This window comes from Streptomyces sp. NPDC013187 (assembly GCF_042899705.1).
GTDB lineage: Bacteria > Actinomycetota > Actinomycetes > Streptomycetales > Streptomycetaceae > Streptomyces > Streptomyces hawaiiensis_A.
Genome location: NZ_JBIBAF010000004.1, coordinates 511612 through 528499 on the forward strand (window position 1 = coordinate 511612; position 16888 = coordinate 528499).

A 16888-nucleotide genomic window follows, 5' to 3' on the forward strand; every position below is an offset into this window, starting at 1 on the left:
GCTGCCGGGCTGCTTGCTCCAGCCCGGCAGCCGTCAGTCGTGCTTCACCGCCGTTTCACACCGGTCAGCGGTGCTGGAAGCCCGACTCGTCCACACCCCAGGTGCAACTCGAGGTGGTGAAGCGGCCTCCCGAGAAGGACCCGCCCAGGTAGGGCGAGTACACGGCGAACGGCGAGAGCTCGCACTCGCCGTAGAGACGGACGTCGTGGGCGCCGCTGTGCGAACAGCCGTTGGCCCATGCGTTGCCGCCGTTGGAGGAACTGTGGCCCTGGTTGCTGCAGGACACCGTGCCCGCCTGGGCGGGCAGCACCGTGGCGGCCGTCACGCCACCGGCGAGCGCGGCCCCCACGGCGAGAGACGCCAGAAGACGCTTCATCGATTACCCCCTAAAGATCCGCTGTCCGATACTTCTCGAACTACGGACCGGTTTTTCCGGTCGGGCTTTCCGACCGCCATGCGTCACTTTTGCAACTCGCACCGCGTTCGCCTATCGGACCTTCGGGTGTTGCCCCAAGGTCCGATAGCGCTTTCTGGGATCTCTGTGCTAGAAGGGCCGCCTCCACCCGGGATTCGACGCCGAGCTTGCGCATCAGGCTCGTGAGGTGGGCCTTCACCGTGCGCTCCGCGATGCCGAGCCGGTGGGCGAGGCGCCGGTTCGAGTCGCCTGTGGTCAGCAGGGACAGAACTTCGAGCTCACGCCTGGTCAGTTCATGGAACCGCGATCTGTCACTCCCTTGATCCGGACCCATACAATTCCCCCGATCCATTGATCCTCAGGTGTATGGCACAGCGCATGTCGCGCCTGGGCGGGGGCATCTTAGCCATCCGGGAATGTCTGATACACAGGGTGCGCAACGGGCGCGGAAATCAGCCACAAAAGCAGCTTGAAATAGGTGGTTGACCATTAAATGATCTACTGGGGAGGCTGCCGCACCGTTGCGGAGCGCCCTGCCACCACCCACCGGGACGGCAGCTCGATGCGCGTGCCGTCGGGGCGGTACTCCGTGGTCGTCAAGGGCAGTTGACCACTCGCCAGCACGGTCAGACCGGCTGAGCGCAGATACTCGGGCACGGCCTCGTCCGGCACCTCTCCGGGCGCGATGCCGTGCCGGAACACGGGCGCGAGCTTGGGCGGCGGACCGTCGGGGCCGCCCGCCAGGCCCGCCAGGACCGGCTTGGCGGCGCTCGAAAGCTCCACGAGACAGGCGCGGCCACGATCGCCGACCAGTGTGGCGATCCCGTCGACGAGGGACTGCCGGTCGTCGGGCTCGCACTGGTGCAGGACGCCCCGCAGGTAGACGTTGGTGTCGCCGAGCTCCGCGTGCAGCGCCTGTGTCTCCTCCTTCGCGGCGGCGTCCAGCTGCCGGTAGGCCGCCTGCCCCGCCGGGTCGGCCCGCCGGGCGTGGTCGAGGGCCGCGTCGGACAGGTCCACGCCCAGGACGTGCGGGAAGCGGTCGGCGAGGTAGCGGGTCTGCGTGCCGTTGCCACAGCCGAGGTCCACGAGCGGCAGCGCGGGATCGGCCAGGTACGGTTCGAACAGGGCGAGGTGCGGGCCCACCGTCAGGACCGGTTCCGCGTCCCAGAACACCGCCCCGGGTTCGGTGGACGCCTCGCGCCAGAACCCCTCCCAGGCTTCCCGGTACCTACGCGTCACGCTCATGGCCCACTCCCCGGGGTGCGAACGGATCCCGCCCTGCGACGGGCGAGTACGGTGTACCGCGCCCGGGCCGCGGCCACAAGAACACGCACGCGCAGCGGCACTTCGCGTGCGGCCGGTGGTGTTTCAGCGGCGTGGCAGCGTCAGCTCGAACCAGACCGTCTTGCCGGCCTTGGTCCGGCTGGTCCCCCACTCGCGGGACAGCGTGCTGACGACGCGCAGACCGCGCCCGGCCTCGTCGAGCGGGCCCGCGTGCAGCAGCGTCGGCAGCTCGTGGTCGTCGTCGTCCACCTCGCACAGCAGGGTGTCGCCGCGGACCAGCCGCAGTGCGACGGGGCGGGCGTGGGAGTGCCGGACGGCGTTGGTCACGAGTTCGCCGGCCATCAGCTCGGCCGGTGCGGCGAGCTTCGCCAGGCCCCACTCGTGCAGTTGCTCGCGCACCGCCGCGCGGGCCCGGCCCACCTCGGCCGGGTCGAGGGCGAGGCGCCATTCGGCCACGTCGTCCGGCTCGATGCCGCCCAGGCGGGCCATCAGCAGGGCCACGTCGTCCTTGCGGCCACCCCGTGTGTTGAGCGCCCGGATGATGGTGTCGCAGGCGTCGTCCATGGACGCGGCCGGGTGCGCGGCCGACTCGCAGAGCGTCGCGAGGCCCACTCCGATGTCCTCGCCGCGCACCTCGACCAGCCCGTCGGTGCACATGACCAGCCGGTCGCCCGGCTCCACACGCACGCGTACCGCCTCGAAGGGCACTCCCCCGACGCCGATCGGCGCGCCCGTGGGCAGGTCCAGCAGTTCGCTGCGGCCGTCGGCGGCCCGGACCAGGACGGGCGGGATGTGCCCGGCGTTGGCGAGGTGGAGCTCGCTCGCGATCGGGTCGTAGACGGCGTAGAGGCAGGTCGCCAGGTAACTGTCGCCGAGGCGCTGGGCGAGGTCGTCGAGGTTGCGCAGCAGCTGGGCGGGCGGCAGGTCGAGCCCGGCCATGGTCTGCACGGCCGTGCGCAACTGGCCCATCATCGCCGCCGAGTTCAGTCCGTGGCCCATGACGTCGCCGACGACGAACGCCGTGCGTCCGCCGTGCAGTTTGACCGCGTCGAACCAGTCGCCGCCCACCCGCCCGAGCAGCGTGCCCGGCAGATAGCGGGTGGCGATGTCGCAGCCGGCCATGCGGGACGGGATGTGCGGAAGCATGCTGTCCTGGAGCGTCTCGGCGACGTTCTCCTGGAAGGTGTACATACGCGCGTTGTCGAGCACCAGGCCCGCGCGGGCGGCGAGTTCGGCTCCGGTGACCCGGTCCATGTCGTTGAAGACGGGCCGCTCCGGGTGCCGCAGCAGGATCATGAAGCCGAGCACGACGTTGCGGGCCTTCAGCGGCACGACCAGCATCGAGCGGCCGGTGATGAGGGGCCGGATGTCGCGCTTCTCGAACTGCGCGGCGATGGCGTGGCCCATCTCCGCGCTGATGCGCGGCACGAGAACGGGTTCGCCGCTGGTCATGCACTGGAAGAACGGCGTGTGCGCCGGGAACGGCATGGCCTCGCCGACGGGGACGACGTCGTCCCAGCGGCCGGGTTCGTCGGTGTGCTCGACGGCGACCCGGTGCCATATCGTGGTCGTGTCGGGCGCGCCGTCCGCGAACTCCTCGCCCGCGACGACCTGTTCGCGCAGGTACGTCCCGGCGACGTCGGTGAAGCGGGGCACCACGGCCTGGCTGACCTCGATGATCGTGCGGGACAGGTCGAGGGAGGTGCCGATGCGTCCGCTGACCTCGTTGAGGAACTCGAGGCGCTCACGGACGGCGGCGTGTTCGAGGTCCTCGCCCTCGTCCCGCAGTTCCTCCGGCACGGGTTCACCGGCGGCCAGCGCCCGCGCGGCTCGTTCCCGGCGCGCCTTGCGCTCGGCGCGCCGGGCCACACCCCAGTCGGGGGTGACGGGCACCCGGTCGTTCTGGCTGAACTCCAGGATGGGATAGCCGAGGTCGAGGACCTGCGCGACGATCCGGGCGCTCTCGCCGACGCTCATGCTGGGCAGGATCTCGGGGAGCCGGCGGGCGAGCTCCTCCGCCCCGGGAAAGTCGGTGTGCGGCGCGAAGCCGGGCGCGATCCGATCGAACGCCCCGTCGCCGGCGCCCGGCCCGTCCGCGTCGGCGGCCAGCACGAGCAGCCGCTCGGGCCCGGGCCCCACCAGCGGGTAGGCCCACCACAGGACGTCGGCACGGCCGTCCCCGGACGCGGTGAGCCGGGCGCGGCCCGCCGTGGGGTAGGAGAGGCCGCCGTCCAGGGAGTGTTCGAGACCGGGACCGAGGCCGTCACCGGCCGCGTATCCGAGGGGGTCCTGCTCCTCGGGCAGGGCGCCGGAGACGGGGAGCAGGTCGAGGGCGATGCGTCCGATCGCCTCTTCCTTGGGGACGCCGAACAGGCGCCGCGCTCCGCGGCTCCAGTGGGAGACGAGGCCGTCGCGGTCGACCACGACGACGGCCAGGGGCACGCGGCCGGGCTCGGCGGGTTCCGTCCCCGCACCCTGCTCAGCCCTGTCGATGCCACGGTCCATGGTCCAGGCCCTCTCTCCCCACGGACGCAAGATCTGTGCCGGCGTCACCACCGTACGGCGACCGCCACCGGCCATGTGAGGCAATGCGGGAATTGCCCGCGCGGGGCTCGCACCGGCGTACGGCCCCGCGCGCCGGTGCCGTCCGGTCCCCGGCCGGTGCTCGCTCAGTCCTCGTGGCTCAGCTGGAGGTCCCGCTCGGTACGGCCTCCTCCGGCGACCTGGAGCACGGTGGCTACGGGCGGGTAGCCGGCCGCGACGACCGTGTACTCGCCGGAGGACAGGTCGACGAAGCGGAACGTGCCGTCGGCGCCGGTGGTGAGGGTGTCGACGACGTTGCCCGCCACGTCGAGCAGCGTCACGCGCGCGTCCTCGACGGGCCGGCCGCCGCCCGCCCTGACGGTGCCGCGCAGCACGGCGCCGCCCGCCAGCTCGATGTCCCGGCGGGTCTCGCGGGCGGCCTGGACGGTGACGGGGAGCGCGGCGGGGCGGAAGGCGGGCGCACTGGCGGCGAGGGTGTACTCACCGGCGACCAGCTCGGTGATGACGTAGCCGCCCTCCCGGCCGCTGCGGGTGGTGGCCACGACCTCGCCGTGCACGTTGGTGAGGGTGACGGTGGCGTCCCGTACGGGCGTGCCGTCGGCGGTGACCACCGTGCCGACCAGGTTGCCGGCGCCGCCGAGGACGATGTCGAGCTCGACGGGACGCTCGCCGACGGTCACGGTGACCGCCTGTGGCTGGTGGCCGCCGGCCGCGGCGATCAGCACGTACGAGCCCGGTCCCGGGGTGGCCAGCGCGTAGCGCCCGTCCTCGCCGGTCGCGCCGCGCCCGGTCTGCTGCCCGGTGACGTCGATGAGCGTGAGCGCCGCACGGGGTACGACGGTGCCGTCGTGGTGCTGCACCGAGCCGCACACGGGCACACCGGCGGCGTAGGCGGCGCGGGCCTGCGGGACCGGGGCGTTCCCCGGCGCCGTGCCCGGGTCGGTGACGGAGGCGTTGTGGGACACCAGGGGTTTCTCCTTGAGGAAGAGGGCGATGACCAGTCCGAGGACGAGCACCGGCACCAGGTAGAGGAAGATCCGCGGCATGGCGTCGGCATACGCCCGGATGTAGTCGTCGCGCAGGGCCGGGGGCAGCGCGTGCACGAGCTGCGGGGTGAGGGACTCGAGGTCCGGGAGCGCGGTGCCTGCGCGCGCGGGAAGACGCTCGGCGAGGGCGTCGGCGAGCCGGTCGGCGAGGAGGGTGCCGAAGACGGCGGCTCCGACGCTGCCGCCGATCTGACGGAAGTAGTTGTTGGCGCTGGTGGCGGTGCCGAGGTCGGCGGGGCGCACGGAGTTCTGCACGGCGAGGATCAGCACCGGCATCACCATGCCGATGCCCGCGCCGAGGACGGCCATCCAGATGCTGTAGTGCAGCCGGGGTGTGCCGACCTCCAGGCGCGACAGCAGCCCCATGCCGACGACGGAGAGGGCACCGCCGAGGATCGGGTAGGCCTTGTAGCGGCCGGTGTGGCTGATGAGCTGCCCGACGACGACCGAGGCGCCGACGATGCCGGCCATCATCGGCAGCATGAGCAGGCCCGACTCGGTGGCGGTCGCCCCGTCGACCATCTGCAGGTACGTCGGCAGGTAGCTGGCGGCGCCGAACAGGCCCGCCCCGATCACCATGCCGACCAGGCCGGTGACGTTGAAGACGGAGTCCCTGAACAGCCGCAGCGGGATGAGGGGTTCGACGGCGAAGTGCTCGGTGACCAGGAAGAGGACCGTCGCCGCCGCCGCTCCGGCCGCTAGCCCGAGGATCATCCGCGAGTCCCAGGCGTACTCGGTGCCGCCCCAACTGGTCAGCAGGACCAGGCAGGTGGAGGCCGCGGTCAGCAGCAGCGCGCCGAGGACGTCGAGACGTGCCCTGGTGGCCGGCTTGGGGAGCTTCAGCGTGACGGCGACGACGGCGAGGGTGATCAGGCCGAAGGGGACGTTGACGTAGAAGCACCAGCGCCAGGAGAGGTGGTCGGTGAAGTAGCCGCCGAGCAGCGGCCCGGCCACGGAGGCGAGGCCGAAGGCGGCGCCGATCAGGCCCATGTAGCGGCCGCGCCGCCTGGACGGCACGATGTCCGCGATGATCGCCTGGACGCCGATCATGAGGCCGCCCGCGCCGACGCCCTGCAGGGCACGGAAGGCGATCAGCTGGTCCATGGTCTGCGCCCGGCCCGCGAGCGCGGAGCCGGCGACGAAGACGACGATCGCGAACTGGAAGACGCCCTTGCGGCCGAGGAGATCACCGAGCTTGCCGTAGATCGGCAGGCCGACGGTGGCGGTGAGCAGGTAGGCGGTGATCGCCCAGGACATCCGGTCCAGGCCATGCAGTTCACCGACGATCTTCGGGAGCGCGGTGGCGACGATCATCTGCTCCAGGGCGGCCAGGAGCAGGGCCGGCATGAGAGCGAAGAAGATCAGCCGCACCCGCCGCGGGCTGGGTCCGCTGTCCTGATCCGGCGGCGGCACGGGGGTGTCGGGAGGCGCCACCGCCGGTTCGTCCTGCGCCAGAGTGATCCCGCCCACTCACCGCTCCCCTCGTCGCGCTGCCGCGCAATTCCCGCGTAAAAGCGACAACTACGAGCAAGCGCGACGAGTTACGGCACAGGAGCGGGCCGTAGGGAGATCACTCGAACCGGTGAGGGGCACGGCGAGGGGCGGCAAAACCCCTTGGATGTCCGCTCCTTGGGAGGGCTACTTCTCGACCTCGGCGGCGAGCTTGGTGAGCATCGCGTCGTAGATCCGGCCGAGACCCTTGGGGGCGAAGGTCTTCTCGAAGAAGCCGCCGATGCCGCCGGCGCCGGTCCAGGTGGTGGTCACCACGACCCGGGACTTGCCCTCGCCGGCCGGGGTGACCCGCCAGGTGGTGACCATGGAGGAGTTGCGGTCCTTCTCGACCAGTTCGCCGTCGGTGGGTTCGCTGACCTCCAGGAGGCAGTCGCGCACCCGCTTGCTGGTGGCCTGGAGCCTCCAGTGGACGAGGGTGCCCTCGCCGTCGCCGCCCTCCCGGACCTCGTACTCGCTGAACTGCTCGGGCAGCAGCTTCGCGCGCGTGCCGCTGTAGTCGGCGAGGGCGTCGAACACCGTCTCCGCGTCCGCCGCGACGATCCGCTCCGTAGTGGCCTCGACCTGCGCCATCGCTTTCCTCCAGGACCTGGTTGCTCGGGGGTCGGGGCAAGCCAACCACCCCGCCGCCCGGCGCCCCAAATCGGGGTGGCGCAACCCGGTCGAACACGTTCGGAAAACACCCTCGCACGATCAAGGGAACATGTGTTCTATTCTGTGGTCAGTGCTACCGAGGAGGCGTCATGCGCTGGGAGAACCTCACATCGGACTCCGAACACAGCCGGGCCGATGCCGCGCTGTTCGGCGCGGACGCGGTCACGACCCGCACGTTCGACATTCCGGAGTTCCGAGGAATCACGTTCCACGAGATCCGGGCCCGCTCGATCATCAACCGGGTGCCGGCGGTCTCACGGATGTCGTTCCAGTGGACGGTCAATCCGTATCGGGGCTGCTCACACGCGTGCGTGTACTGCTTCGCGCGCAAGACGCACAGCTACCTGGACCTCGACACGGGCCTCGGCTTCGACAGCCAGATCGTCGTCAAGACCAACGCGCCGGAGCTGCTGCGCCGGCAGCTCGGCTCGCGCCGCTGGCAGGGCGAGCACATCGCGATGGGCACCAACGTCGACTGCTACCAGCGCGCCGAGGGCCGCTACCGGCTGATGCCGGGCATCATCTCGGCGCTGCGCGACCACGCGAACCCCTTCTCGATCCTGACCAAGGGCACGCTCATCCTGCGCGACCTGGAGCTGATCGAGCAGGCGGCACAGGTCACCGACGTCGGCATCTCCGTCTCGGTCGGTTTCACCGAGGAGGAGCTCTGGCGCACCGTCGAACCGGGCACGCCGGCGCCCGAGCGGCGCCTCGACGTGGTGCGCACCCTGGCCGAGCACGGCATCGGCTGCGGAGTGCTGATGGCTCCGGTGATCCCGTTCCTGAGCGACAGCCCCGCCCAACTGCGCGCGACGGTACGGGCGATCGCGGCCTCCGGCGCCACGTCCGTGACGCCCCTGGTGCTGCATCTGCGGCCCGGCGCCCGCGAGTGGTTCATGGCCTGGCTGGGGCAGCACCATCCGCACCTGGTGGCCCGTTACGAGCGGATGTACGCGGAGGGCTCCTACGCCCCGAAGTGGTACCAGCGGCGGATCACCCGTCAGGTGCACGAACTGGCCGAGGAGTACGGCATCGGTCCCACGCGCGCGGACATACCGCGCCGGATCCGGCCGCCCGAACCGGCCGAGCCCCCCTCCTCCGAGCCGACCCAACTGTCGCTCCTCTAGGAGCATTCGAGCGCATCCCGCGACCCAATCGGGTCAAGTCTTGACGGAACACGTTCTTCCAGCGCCGTGTGCCGGGACGAATCGGCGAGGACTGTGAGCCCCGCGGTCCGACGCCCCTCCGTCCTGGAAGGCCTCCATGAGAACACGCGCAGCCGTGCTGTGCGGCGCCGCCGCCGTCGCGCTGGCCGGGAGCCTCACGGCCGTGCCCGCCGAGGCGGACGCACCGCACTCCGCAGGTACCTTTCGCCTGGCGAAGCCGAGCTGGAGGACGTGCGGCACCACCGACTATCCGCTGCTCCAGTGCGCGTCCCTCAAGGTGCCGCTCGACCACGCGAACCCGGACGGCCGGCAGGTCACCCTCGCGCTGTCCCGCGTCCCGCACACCTCCGAGCGGTTCCAGGGCCCGCTCCTGGTCAATCCCGGCGGCCCCGGCGGCGACGGCCTGATCCTCGCCGGTTTCGTCGCGGACTCGCTGCCCAAGGAGGTCGCGGCCCAGTACGACGTCATCGGGTTCGACCCGCGCGGCGTGGGCGCCAGCAGACCGGCACTGGACTGTGAACCCGGCTACTTCGGCCCGGTGCGCCCGGACTCGGTGCCGAGCACGCCCGAGACCGAGCGGGCCAACCTCGCCCGCGCCAAGTCCTTCGCAGCGGCCTGTACCAGGAAGTACGGGCACCTGCTGCCGTACATCGACACGATCAGCGCCGCACACGACATCGAGGCGATCCGGCAGGCCCTGGGCGCGAAGAAGATCAACTACTTCGGCTACTCGTACGGCACCTACCTGGGCGCGGTCTATGCCGGCCTGTACCCGCAGCGGGTCCGGCGTCTGGTCCTCGACTCCATCGCCGACCCCACCGACGTGTGGTACACCGCCAACCTCAACCAGGACCACGCCTTCAACGACCGTCACCGCGCCTTCATGGCCTGGGTCGCCAGGCACGACGCGCGGTACCGGCTCGGCACCGACCCGGAGAAGGTCGAAGCCACCTGGTACGCCATGCGGGCGGCACTGGCGAGGAAACCCGCGGGCGGCCGGGTGGGCGCCGCGGAACTCGAGGACACCTACCTCCCGGGAACCTACTTCAACGGATACTGGCCCCCTCTGGCGGAGGCGTTCGCGGCGTACGTGAACCGCAAGGACCCCGAACCGCTGGTCGCGGCCCACAAGGACTTCGGCGCGATCGACGCCGCCGACGACAACAGCTACAGCATCTACACAGCGGTGCAGTGCCGGGACGCCTTCTGGCCCCGCGACTGGCACCAGTGGCGCAAGGACAACTGGGCGGCGTACGAGAAGGCGCCGTTCATGACCTGGAACAACGCCTGGTACAACGCGCCGTGCGCGTTCTGGCCGACGGAGTCGCTGCGCCCGGTGAACGTGGCGAACGGCAAGCTGCCGCCGGTGCTGCTGTTCCAGGCGACCGCCGACGCGGCCACTCCGTACGAGGGCGGTGTCACCATGCACCGCCTGCTGGCCGGTTCCAGCCTGGTGGTCGAGCAGGGCGGCGGCAACCACGGCATCACGCTGAGTGGCAACGCCTGCCTGGACAAGCACCTGGCGGCCTACCTGACCGACGGCACCGTGCCGCGTGGCTTGGGCGAGGCGGACGCGGCATGCGACGCGCTACCCGAACCCAAGCCCCCCGCCACAGCCTCGGACAAGGCGGCGTCGTCCTCCTCGAACGGCGCGGTACTGCACGCCCTGCTCGGCTTCCGCCACTGAGCGGCTGACGACCCGTCGGGGGGTGTCCATGCCATGGTCCACCATGGAGCCATGAGTGACCTGACGAGGATCCCCGCCCCTGACGGCGTCGCCGCCGCGGCCCAGTACAGCCACGTCGTCGTGGGCACCGGCCGTTTCGTGGCCATCGCCGGCCAGCTCGCGCTCGACGAGCGCGGGCGACTGGTCGGCGAGGGCGATCCGGCGGCCCAGGCGCACCAGATCTTCGAGAACCTCCGGCGCTGTCTGGCGGCCGCCGACGCCACCTTCGACGACGTCGTCAAACTCACCTACTTCGTGACGGACATGGCCCATATGCCGGCCGTCCGCGCGGCCCGCGCCGCGCACATACCCGACGACCGGCTGCCGGCCGCTTCGGCGGTGCAGGTCGCCGCGCTGGTCCGGCCGGAGTTCCTCATCGAGGTCGAGGCGTTCGCCGTGGTCGCTCCATGAGGAGTCCGCGGATACGGGAGATGGCTCTCGCCGACTGCGACCGCGTCGCGGAGATCCGCGTCGGCGGCTGGCGCGGCGCCTACCGGGGCCTGATCCCACAGTCGTACCTGGACGGGCTCAGCGTCGAGGAGGACGCCGAGCGCCGTCGTACGCACCTTTCGCAGAGCGACGGCAGCGTGGTGAACCTGGTCGCCGAGGGCACCGACGGCGAGCTCGTCGGATGGGCCTGCCATGGGCCCTACCGGGGGGGCGAAGTCCTCACCCAGGGTGCCGAGTTGTACGCGATCTACGTCCACCCGGATCAGGTGGGACGGGGCGTGGGACGGGCGCTGCTCACGGAGTCCGTCGCGCGCTGCTCCGCCGCGGGCCACGGACGTCTCCTGCTGTGGGTGCTCAAGGAGAACGACCGGGCCCGCCGGTTCTACGAGCGGGCCGGTTTCCGGGTGGACGGTGCCGAGGAGCTCTTCGAGGTGGACGGGGTCGCTGTTCCCGAGGTGCGGTACGCCAGGCCTCTGCAGCGCTGACGTCACCTCTGCTTCGGGATCCGCCCCAGCGCCCGCACCGCTGCCTCGGCCAGCGCCGGATGCGCGAGGGCCTCGTTCAGAACGGGTCCGGCCCGGACGTCACCCAGGGCGCCGAGCCCGTCCACACAGGCGAGGGCCACGCGGCGGTACGGGTCGTGCGGGCGCAACCGCCGCCGGAGGGTGGTGATCAGCGCGGGCACCGCCTCCGGGGCACGCAGCTCGACCAGGAGCCGTACCGGATGCAGGGCGTAGGCGACGCGCAGTTCGTTGGTGGCGAGGGCGGCGGCCGCGCGGGCGGTGCGCGGGTCGCCGAGCCGGGCGAGGGCGTGGGCGGCGGAGGCGCAGCGCGGCGGGTCGCGGTGGTTGAGCAGCAGCACCAGGGCCTCGAAGGCCCGCCGGTCCCGCGCGAGCCCCAGCCGGAACGCCGCCAGCTCCCTCGCCCACAGATGCTGCCCGGGCTCGGTCAGCATCGCGGCCAGGGCGTCGAGGTCGTCGGTCGCCACGAGCCGCTCGAACGCGGGTGACGCCCCCGACTCCTGCCGTAAGCGCTCCGTGAGTGATCGCAACTCTTCGTCCATGGCACAGAGGTTAGGGCCTGCCGTCCGGAGCACGCCGCAGACGCCGGACCGATGCGGGACCGAGAATCACCGCCGACTCCCCGCGGCCTGATCCGAACGACGGGCCCCGACTGGCCAAGGGCCCCGCGACGACAGACCCAGGGGCGTCGCGAGCCGCGCGGGACCTACGTCACAAACACGGGGGCTGGCGCGCTCGTTACCCGCCGGTTAAGCTCAGACGAGCGAGTTACCCACTCGCATTCCTCGCGGCGGTCTGGTGACGCGGCTGTCGCGGGAGCAGTCGGTTCGGTGCCTCAGGTACCGCAGTACGGCTCGGCCCCGGGACAGGGCCGGTCGGAATCGCCGTTCATCCCGGGCGTGTGCACGCCCGTGGAGGCGGCACCGGGCGTGTGCGCTTCGCAGCCCGGCCAGCACCCGCACTCATCCACGCACCCGGTGCGCCCGTGGTCCGGCTCCTGCCGGCTCCTTCGGCGCACCCGGAGCGCGTTTCCCCGTCGTCACCCTCATCCTGGAGTCCCGCGATGGCCTCTCCTCTTTCCGACCCGTCCCAGTCCACGCTGCAGACCGTCGCCGTCGTCGGCCTCGGCACGATGGGCACCGGCATCGCCGAGGTCCTCGCCAAGGCCGGCCGCACCGTCGTCGGCATCGACATCAGCGAGGCCCAGGCCGCGAAGTGCGTCGCCGCCCTGGAGGCCTCCACCGCCCGCGGCGTCGAGCGCGGCCGACTGACCGAGCAGGAGCGCGCCGAGATCCTCGGCCGTGTCCGCACCTCCGGTGACCTGCGCACCGCCGCCGACGCCGACCTGGTCATCGAGGTGGCCCCGGAGTCGTACGAGATCAAGCAGCAGATCTTCCGGGAGCTGGACGGGATCGTCCGCCCCGAGACGATCCTGGCGACCGGCACCAACGCCCTGTCCGTGACGCGGCTGGCCGCCGACTCCTCCCGCCCCGAGCGGGTGCTGGGCCTGCACTTCTTCAACCCCGCCCCGGCCATGAAGCTGGTCGAGGTCGTCTCCTCGGTACTGACCGCGCCGGCCGCCGTCACGGCGGTCACCGACCTCGCGCTCGACCTGGGCAAGGAGCCCGTCGCGGTCGGCGACCGCCCCGGGTTCGTCGCGGACGGCCTGCTGTTCGGCTACCTCAACCAGGCGGCCGCGATGTACGAGGCGAAGTACGCCTCCCGCGAGGACATCGACGCCGCGATGCGGCTGGGCTGCGGACTGCCGATGGGCCCGCTGGCGCTGCTCGACCTGATCGGCGTCGACACCGCGCGCACGGTCCTGGAGGCCATGTACGCCGCCTCCCGCGACCGTCTGCACGCCCCGGCCCCGATCCTCAAGCAGCTCAGCGAGGCCGGCCTGACCGGCCGCAAGGCGGGGCGCGGCTTCTACACGTACGAGGCACCGGGCAGCGCGACCGTCGTGCGGGACGCCCTGACCCCGCTGGAGGGCTGCGACCTGGTTCCGGGCCGGGAGATCCGCTCGGTCGGCGTCGCGGGCTCGGGAACCATGGCCTCCGGTATCGCCGAGGTGTTCGCCAAGGCCGGGTACGAGGTGGTCATCGCCGCCCGCAGCGCGGAGAAGGCGCAGACCGCGAAGGCCCGGATCGGCAAGTCCCTGTCCCGCTCGGTCGACAAGGGCCGGATGACCGCCGAGGCGGCCGCCGGGACCCTGGACCGCATCACGGCCTCGGGCACCTACGAGGACTTCGCCGGCGTCGACCTGGCCGTGGAGGCGGTCGCCGAGGACCTGGAGGTCAAGCGGCAGCTGTTCACGACCCTGGACAAGGTCTGCAAGCCGGGCGCGATCCTGGCCACCACGACCTCGTCGTTGCCGGTCGTCGCCTGCGCCCGGGCCACCTCACGCCCGCAGGACGTGATCGGCATGCACTTCTTCAACCCGGCGCCGGCCATGAAGCTGGTCGAGGTCGTCCGTACGGTGCTGACCGCCGACGACGTCCACGCCACGGTCCGCGAGGTCTGCGGCCGGATCAGGAAGCACCCGGTCGACTGCGGTGACCGGGCCGGCTTCATCGTGAACGCACTGCTCTTCCCGTACCTGAACAACGCGATCAAGATGGTCGAGGAGCACTACGCGTCGCTCGACGACATCGACGCGGCGATGAAGCTGGGCGGCGGTTACCCGATGGGCCCGTTCGAGCTGCTGGACGTCGTCGGACTGGACGTCTCGCTGGCCATCGAGAAGGTCCTGCACCGCGAGTTCCGCGACCCGGGGCTCGCTCCGGCGCCGCTGCTGGAGCACCTGGTGGCCGCGGGCTGCCTCGGCCGCAAGACCGGCCGAGGCTTCCGCGAATATGCCAAGCGCTGAGCGTCCAGGCGACTGGTTCCGGTCCGGCGCGGAGTGGGGCGGCCTGCTCGGCCCGGACCGGTTCCACCCGGCCGGCCCGCCCGCCCCTCCCGCGCCCCAGGGCGCCGTGGAAGAACCGGGCCATGCGCGGCGAGCTGCGCACATGCAGTACGTTCAGGGCATGTCCCAGCCCGCCAGGTCCTCACGTACACCAGCCACGGCCGACGCGCCGGAAAGCGCCGCCGGCTCCCGCGCCGCCGCCCAGCGGCTCAAGATGCGCAGGGAACTGGCGGCCGCCGCGATGGAGCTGTTCGCGACCAAGGGGTACGAGGCGACCACCGTCGACGAGATCGCGGCGCAGGCCGGGGTCGCCCGCCGCACCTTCTTCCGTCACTTCCGCTCCAAGGAAGAGGCGATCTTCCCCGACCACGACGACACCCTGATCCGGGCCGAGGCGGTGCTCAACGCCGCGCCCGCGCACGAGCATCCGCTCGACACGGTGTGCCGTGGCATCAAGGAGGTCATGAGGATGTACGCGGCGCGGCCGGAGATCTCGGTCGCCCGCTACAAGCTGACGCGTGAGGTGCCCACCCTGCGCGAGGCGGAGATCGCGTCGGTGGCCCGCTACGAGCGTCTGTTCACCCGCTACCTCCTCGGCCACTTCGACGAGCGGGCGCACGCCGACGACGCCAACGACGACCCGCTGCTGGCGGAGGTCGCCGCGTCCGCGGTCGTCACGGCCCACAACCACGTGCTGCGGCGCTGGCTGCGCGCGGGCGGCCAGGGCGATGTGGAGGCGCAGCTGGACCACGCCTTCGCGATCGTGCGCAAGACGTTCGGCACGGGCATCGGGGCCGGGCGCTCCACGGAACCGCAGCCGGCCGTGGCGACGGCCTCGGCTCAGGGCGAGGTGCTGGTGACCGTCGCCCGTACCGACGCACCGCTGGACGAGGTCATGCGGACCATCGAGCAGGCGCTCAAGGAGCGCTGAGTCTCCTTCACCCGTGTGATGACGGCCACCCCTCGGGGTGGCCGTTTTGGCATGTCAGGGGCCGTTTTGCAGGCTCTCGGAGGGCCCGTTCGATCGATCATCGCTCATTTGTTACGTAAAGATTTCATCTGAGGCCAAGTTCTGGCACTCAGTGCCTTGCGGGGTGACACGCGGTGTCATACGTTGAAGGAGTCCGGACGACGTCCCGGCAGGCCGAACCCGCCTGCACGCCCGGACGCCTGCGTCACAGGCAACCTCCCGCGCCACCAAGCGCTGCCGATCAGCACCACCGCCGAACCGACGGCACACCCTCAACCCTCAGCAGCACCGACGAACCCATCGGCGCCCCTCCCTCAGGGCGCTCACCGCCGGAGGCAACACCGTGACCGTTAAGGACATCCTGGCCGCGATCCAGTCGCCCGACTCCACGTCGGAGGACTTCGCCGCCCTCCCGCTCCCCGAGTCGTACCGCGCGATCACCGTGCACAAGGACGAGACGGAGATGTTCGCGGGCCTCGAGACCCGCGACAAGGACCCCCGCAAGTCGATCCACCTGGACGAGGTGCCGCTGCCCGAGCTCGGCCCGGGCGAGGCCCTGGTGGCCGTCATGGCCTCGTCGGTCAACTACAACTCGGTGTGGACCTCGATCTTCGAGCCGCTGTCCACCTTCGGCTTCCTCGAGCGCTACGGCCGCACCAACGAGCTGGCCAAGCGCCACGACCTGCCGTACCACATCATCGGCTCCGACCTCGCGGGTGTCGTCCTGCGCACCGGCCCGGGCGTCAACGCCTGGCGGCCCGGTGACGAGGTCGTCGCGCACTGCCTGTCCGTCGAGCTGGAGTCCAGCGACGGCCACAACGACACGATGCTCGACCCCGAGCAGCGCATCTGGGGCTTCGAGACCAACTTCGGCGGCCTCGCCGAGATCGCGCTGGTCAAGTCCAACCAGCTGATGCCCAAGCCCGACCACCTGTCGTGGGAGGAGGCCGCCGCCCCCGGTCTGGTCAACTCCACCGCCTACCGGCAGCTGGTCTCCCGCAACGGCGCCGGCATGAAGCAGGGCGACAACGTCCTGATCTGGGGCGCGAGCGGCGGACTCGGCTCCTACGCCACCCAGTTCGCGCTGGCCGGCGGCGCCAACCCGATCTGTGTCGTCTCCAGCGAGCAGAAGGCGGACATCTGCCGCTCGATGGGCGCCGACGCGATCATCGACCGCAACGCCGAGGGCTACAAGTTCTGGAAGGACGAGAACACCCAGGACCCCAAGGAGTGGAAGCGCTTCGGCAAGCGCATCCGCGAACTCACCGGCGGCGAGGACATCGACATCGTCTTCGAGCACCCCGGCCGCGAGACCTTCGGCGCGAGCGTCTTCGTCACGCGCAAGGGCGGCACCATCACCACCTGCGCCTCGACCTCGGGCTACATGCACGAGTACGACAACCGCTACCTGTGGATGTCGCTGAAGCGGATCATCGGCTCGCACTTCGCCAACTACCGCGAGGCCTGGGAGGCCAACCGGCTCATCGCGAAGGGCAAGATCCACCCCACCCTGTCGAAGGTGTACTCCCTGGAGGACACCGGCCAGGCCGCGTTCGACGTGCACCGCAACCTCCACCAGGGCAAGGTCGGCGTGCTGTGCATGTCCCCCGAGGAGGGCCTGGGCGTGCGCGACCAGGCGAAGCGCGCCCAGCACATCGACGCCATCAACCGCTTCCGCAACATCTGAGACGTACG

Annotated in this window: 14 protein-coding genes; 7 read left to right on the top strand and 7 right to left on the bottom strand. The window is 71.2% G+C overall.

The genetic code is table 11. From position 1 onward, the window contains the following. Positions 1-64: 64 nt before the first annotated feature. The 6 genes from ACFY5B_RS10850 to ACFY5B_RS10875 form a co-directional block, all read right to left on the bottom strand. Positions 65-376 (bottom strand): hypothetical protein, encoded by a 312-nt coding sequence (locus tag ACFY5B_RS10850; RefSeq protein ID WP_389967585.1) that lies wholly within the window; start codon positions 374-376, stop codon positions 65-67. A gap of 40 nt (positions 377-416) precedes the next feature. After that, a complete protein-coding gene (locus tag ACFY5B_RS10855; RefSeq protein ID WP_389967587.1) occupies positions 417-767 on the bottom strand; it encodes a response regulator transcription factor in 351 nt (116 codons plus the stop codon). Positions 768-913: 146 nt separating this feature from the next. After that, the gene (locus ACFY5B_RS10860) at positions 914-1660 is read right to left on the bottom strand and encodes a class I SAM-dependent methyltransferase (protein ID WP_389967589.1); all 747 of its coding nucleotides are present in this window, start codon (positions 1658-1660) and stop codon (positions 914-916) included. Positions 1661-1783: 123 nt separating this feature from the next. After that, the gene (locus tag ACFY5B_RS10865; protein WP_389967591.1) at positions 1784-4204 is read right to left on the bottom strand and encodes a SpoIIE family protein phosphatase; all 2421 of its coding nucleotides are present in this window, start codon (positions 4202-4204) and stop codon (positions 1784-1786) included. A 164-nt stretch (positions 4205-4368) separates the two neighbouring features. After that, positions 4369-6759, bottom strand: coding sequence for an MFS transporter (locus ACFY5B_RS10870; protein ID WP_389967593.1), 2391 nt, complete (start codon positions 6757-6759; stop codon positions 4369-4371). A gap of 168 nt (positions 6760-6927) precedes the next feature. Further along, positions 6928-7371, bottom strand: coding sequence for an SRPBCC family protein (locus ACFY5B_RS10875; RefSeq protein ID WP_389967595.1), 444 nt, complete (start codon positions 7369-7371; stop codon positions 6928-6930). 170 nt (positions 7372-7541) lie between these two features. Between ACFY5B_RS10875 and ACFY5B_RS10880 the strand changes: the two genes are divergently transcribed. The 4 genes from ACFY5B_RS10880 to ACFY5B_RS10895 all read left to right on the top strand — a co-directional run bounded on the left by ACFY5B_RS10880 (position 7542) and on the right by ACFY5B_RS10895 (position 11279). Next, positions 7542-8579, top strand: a complete 1038-nt coding sequence (locus ACFY5B_RS10880) for an Rv2578c family radical SAM protein (protein ID WP_389967597.1) — start codon at positions 7542-7544, stop codon at positions 8577-8579. 136 nt (positions 8580-8715) lie between these two features. Continuing rightward, positions 8716-10305 (top strand): alpha/beta hydrolase, encoded by a 1590-nt coding sequence (locus ACFY5B_RS10885; protein WP_389967599.1) that lies wholly within the window; start codon positions 8716-8718, stop codon positions 10303-10305. 51 nt (positions 10306-10356) lie between these two features. Further along, positions 10357-10755 (top strand): RidA family protein, encoded by a 399-nt coding sequence (locus ACFY5B_RS10890; protein ID WP_389967601.1) that lies wholly within the window; start codon positions 10357-10359, stop codon positions 10753-10755. Positions 10756-10775: 20 nt separating this feature from the next. Continuing rightward, entirely contained in the window at positions 10776-11279 is a 504-nt protein-coding gene (locus ACFY5B_RS10895; RefSeq protein WP_389967603.1) for a GNAT family N-acetyltransferase, read from the top strand. 2 nt (positions 11280-11281) lie between these two features. On the opposite strand, the gene ACFY5B_RS10900 is transcribed toward ACFY5B_RS10895, so the two are convergent. Then, on the bottom strand, positions 11282-11857 hold the full coding sequence (locus tag ACFY5B_RS10900) for an adenylosuccinate lyase (protein WP_351633600.1): 576 nt from the start codon (positions 11855-11857) through the stop codon (positions 11282-11284). Between the two features lie 521 nt (positions 11858-12378). Between ACFY5B_RS10900 and ACFY5B_RS10905 the strand changes: the two genes are divergently transcribed. From ACFY5B_RS10905 to ccrA, 3 genes are all read left to right on the top strand, one after another. After that, positions 12379-14184 carry a 3-hydroxyacyl-CoA dehydrogenase family protein gene (locus tag ACFY5B_RS10905; protein ID WP_389967606.1) on the top strand — a complete coding sequence of 602 codons (1806 nt, stop codon included), beginning with the start codon at positions 12379-12381 and terminating at the stop codon, positions 14182-14184. A gap of 160 nt (positions 14185-14344) precedes the next feature. Then, positions 14345-15154: a TetR family transcriptional regulator gene (locus ACFY5B_RS10910; protein ID WP_344465926.1), complete on the top strand. Its 810-nt coding sequence runs from the start codon at positions 14345-14347 to the stop codon at positions 15152-15154. A 382-nt stretch (positions 15155-15536) separates the two neighbouring features. Then, on the top strand, positions 15537-16880 hold the full coding sequence (gene ccrA, locus ACFY5B_RS10915) for a crotonyl-CoA carboxylase/reductase (protein ID WP_389967608.1): 1344 nt from the start codon (positions 15537-15539) through the stop codon (positions 16878-16880). The last annotated feature ends 8 nt before the right edge of the window (positions 16881-16888 follow it).

Bases quoted from the DNA above. Each gene is read 5' to 3' on its own strand.
- ACFY5B_RS10895 (WP_389967603.1), top strand. From the start codon at position 10,776: ATGGCTCTCGCCGACTGCGACCGCGTCGCGGAGATCCGCGTCGGCGGC.
- ACFY5B_RS10885 (WP_389967599.1), top strand. From the start codon at position 8,716: ATGAGAACACGCGCAGCCGTGCTGTGCGGCGCCGCCGCCGTCGCGCTG.
- ACFY5B_RS10900 (WP_351633600.1), bottom strand. From the start codon at position 11,857: ATGGACGAAGAGTTGCGATCACTCACGGAGCGCTTACGGCAGGAGTCG.
- ACFY5B_RS10855 (WP_389967587.1), bottom strand. From the start codon at position 767: ATGGATCGGGGGAATTGTATGGGTCCGGATCAAGGGAGTGACAGATCG.
- ACFY5B_RS10880 (WP_389967597.1), top strand. From the start codon at position 7,542: ATGCGCTGGGAGAACCTCACATCGGACTCCGAACACAGCCGGGCCGAT.
- ACFY5B_RS10905 (WP_389967606.1), top strand. From the start codon at position 12,379: ATGGCCTCTCCTCTTTCCGACCCGTCCCAGTCCACGCTGCAGACCGTC.
- ACFY5B_RS10875 (WP_389967595.1), bottom strand. From the start codon at position 7,371: ATGGCGCAGGTCGAGGCCACTACGGAGCGGATCGTCGCGGCGGACGCG.
- ACFY5B_RS10890 (WP_389967601.1), top strand. From the start codon at position 10,357: ATGAGTGACCTGACGAGGATCCCCGCCCCTGACGGCGTCGCCGCCGCG.
- ACFY5B_RS10910 (WP_344465926.1), top strand. From the start codon at position 14,345: ATGTCCCAGCCCGCCAGGTCCTCACGTACACCAGCCACGGCCGACGCG.
- ACFY5B_RS10860 (WP_389967589.1), bottom strand. From the start codon at position 1,660: ATGAGCGTGACGCGTAGGTACCGGGAAGCCTGGGAGGGGTTCTGGCGC.
- ACFY5B_RS10850 (WP_389967585.1), bottom strand. From the start codon at position 376: ATGAAGCGTCTTCTGGCGTCTCTCGCCGTGGGGGCCGCGCTCGCCGGT.
- ACFY5B_RS10865 (WP_389967591.1), bottom strand. From the start codon at position 4,204: ATGGACCGTGGCATCGACAGGGCTGAGCAGGGTGCGGGGACGGAACCC.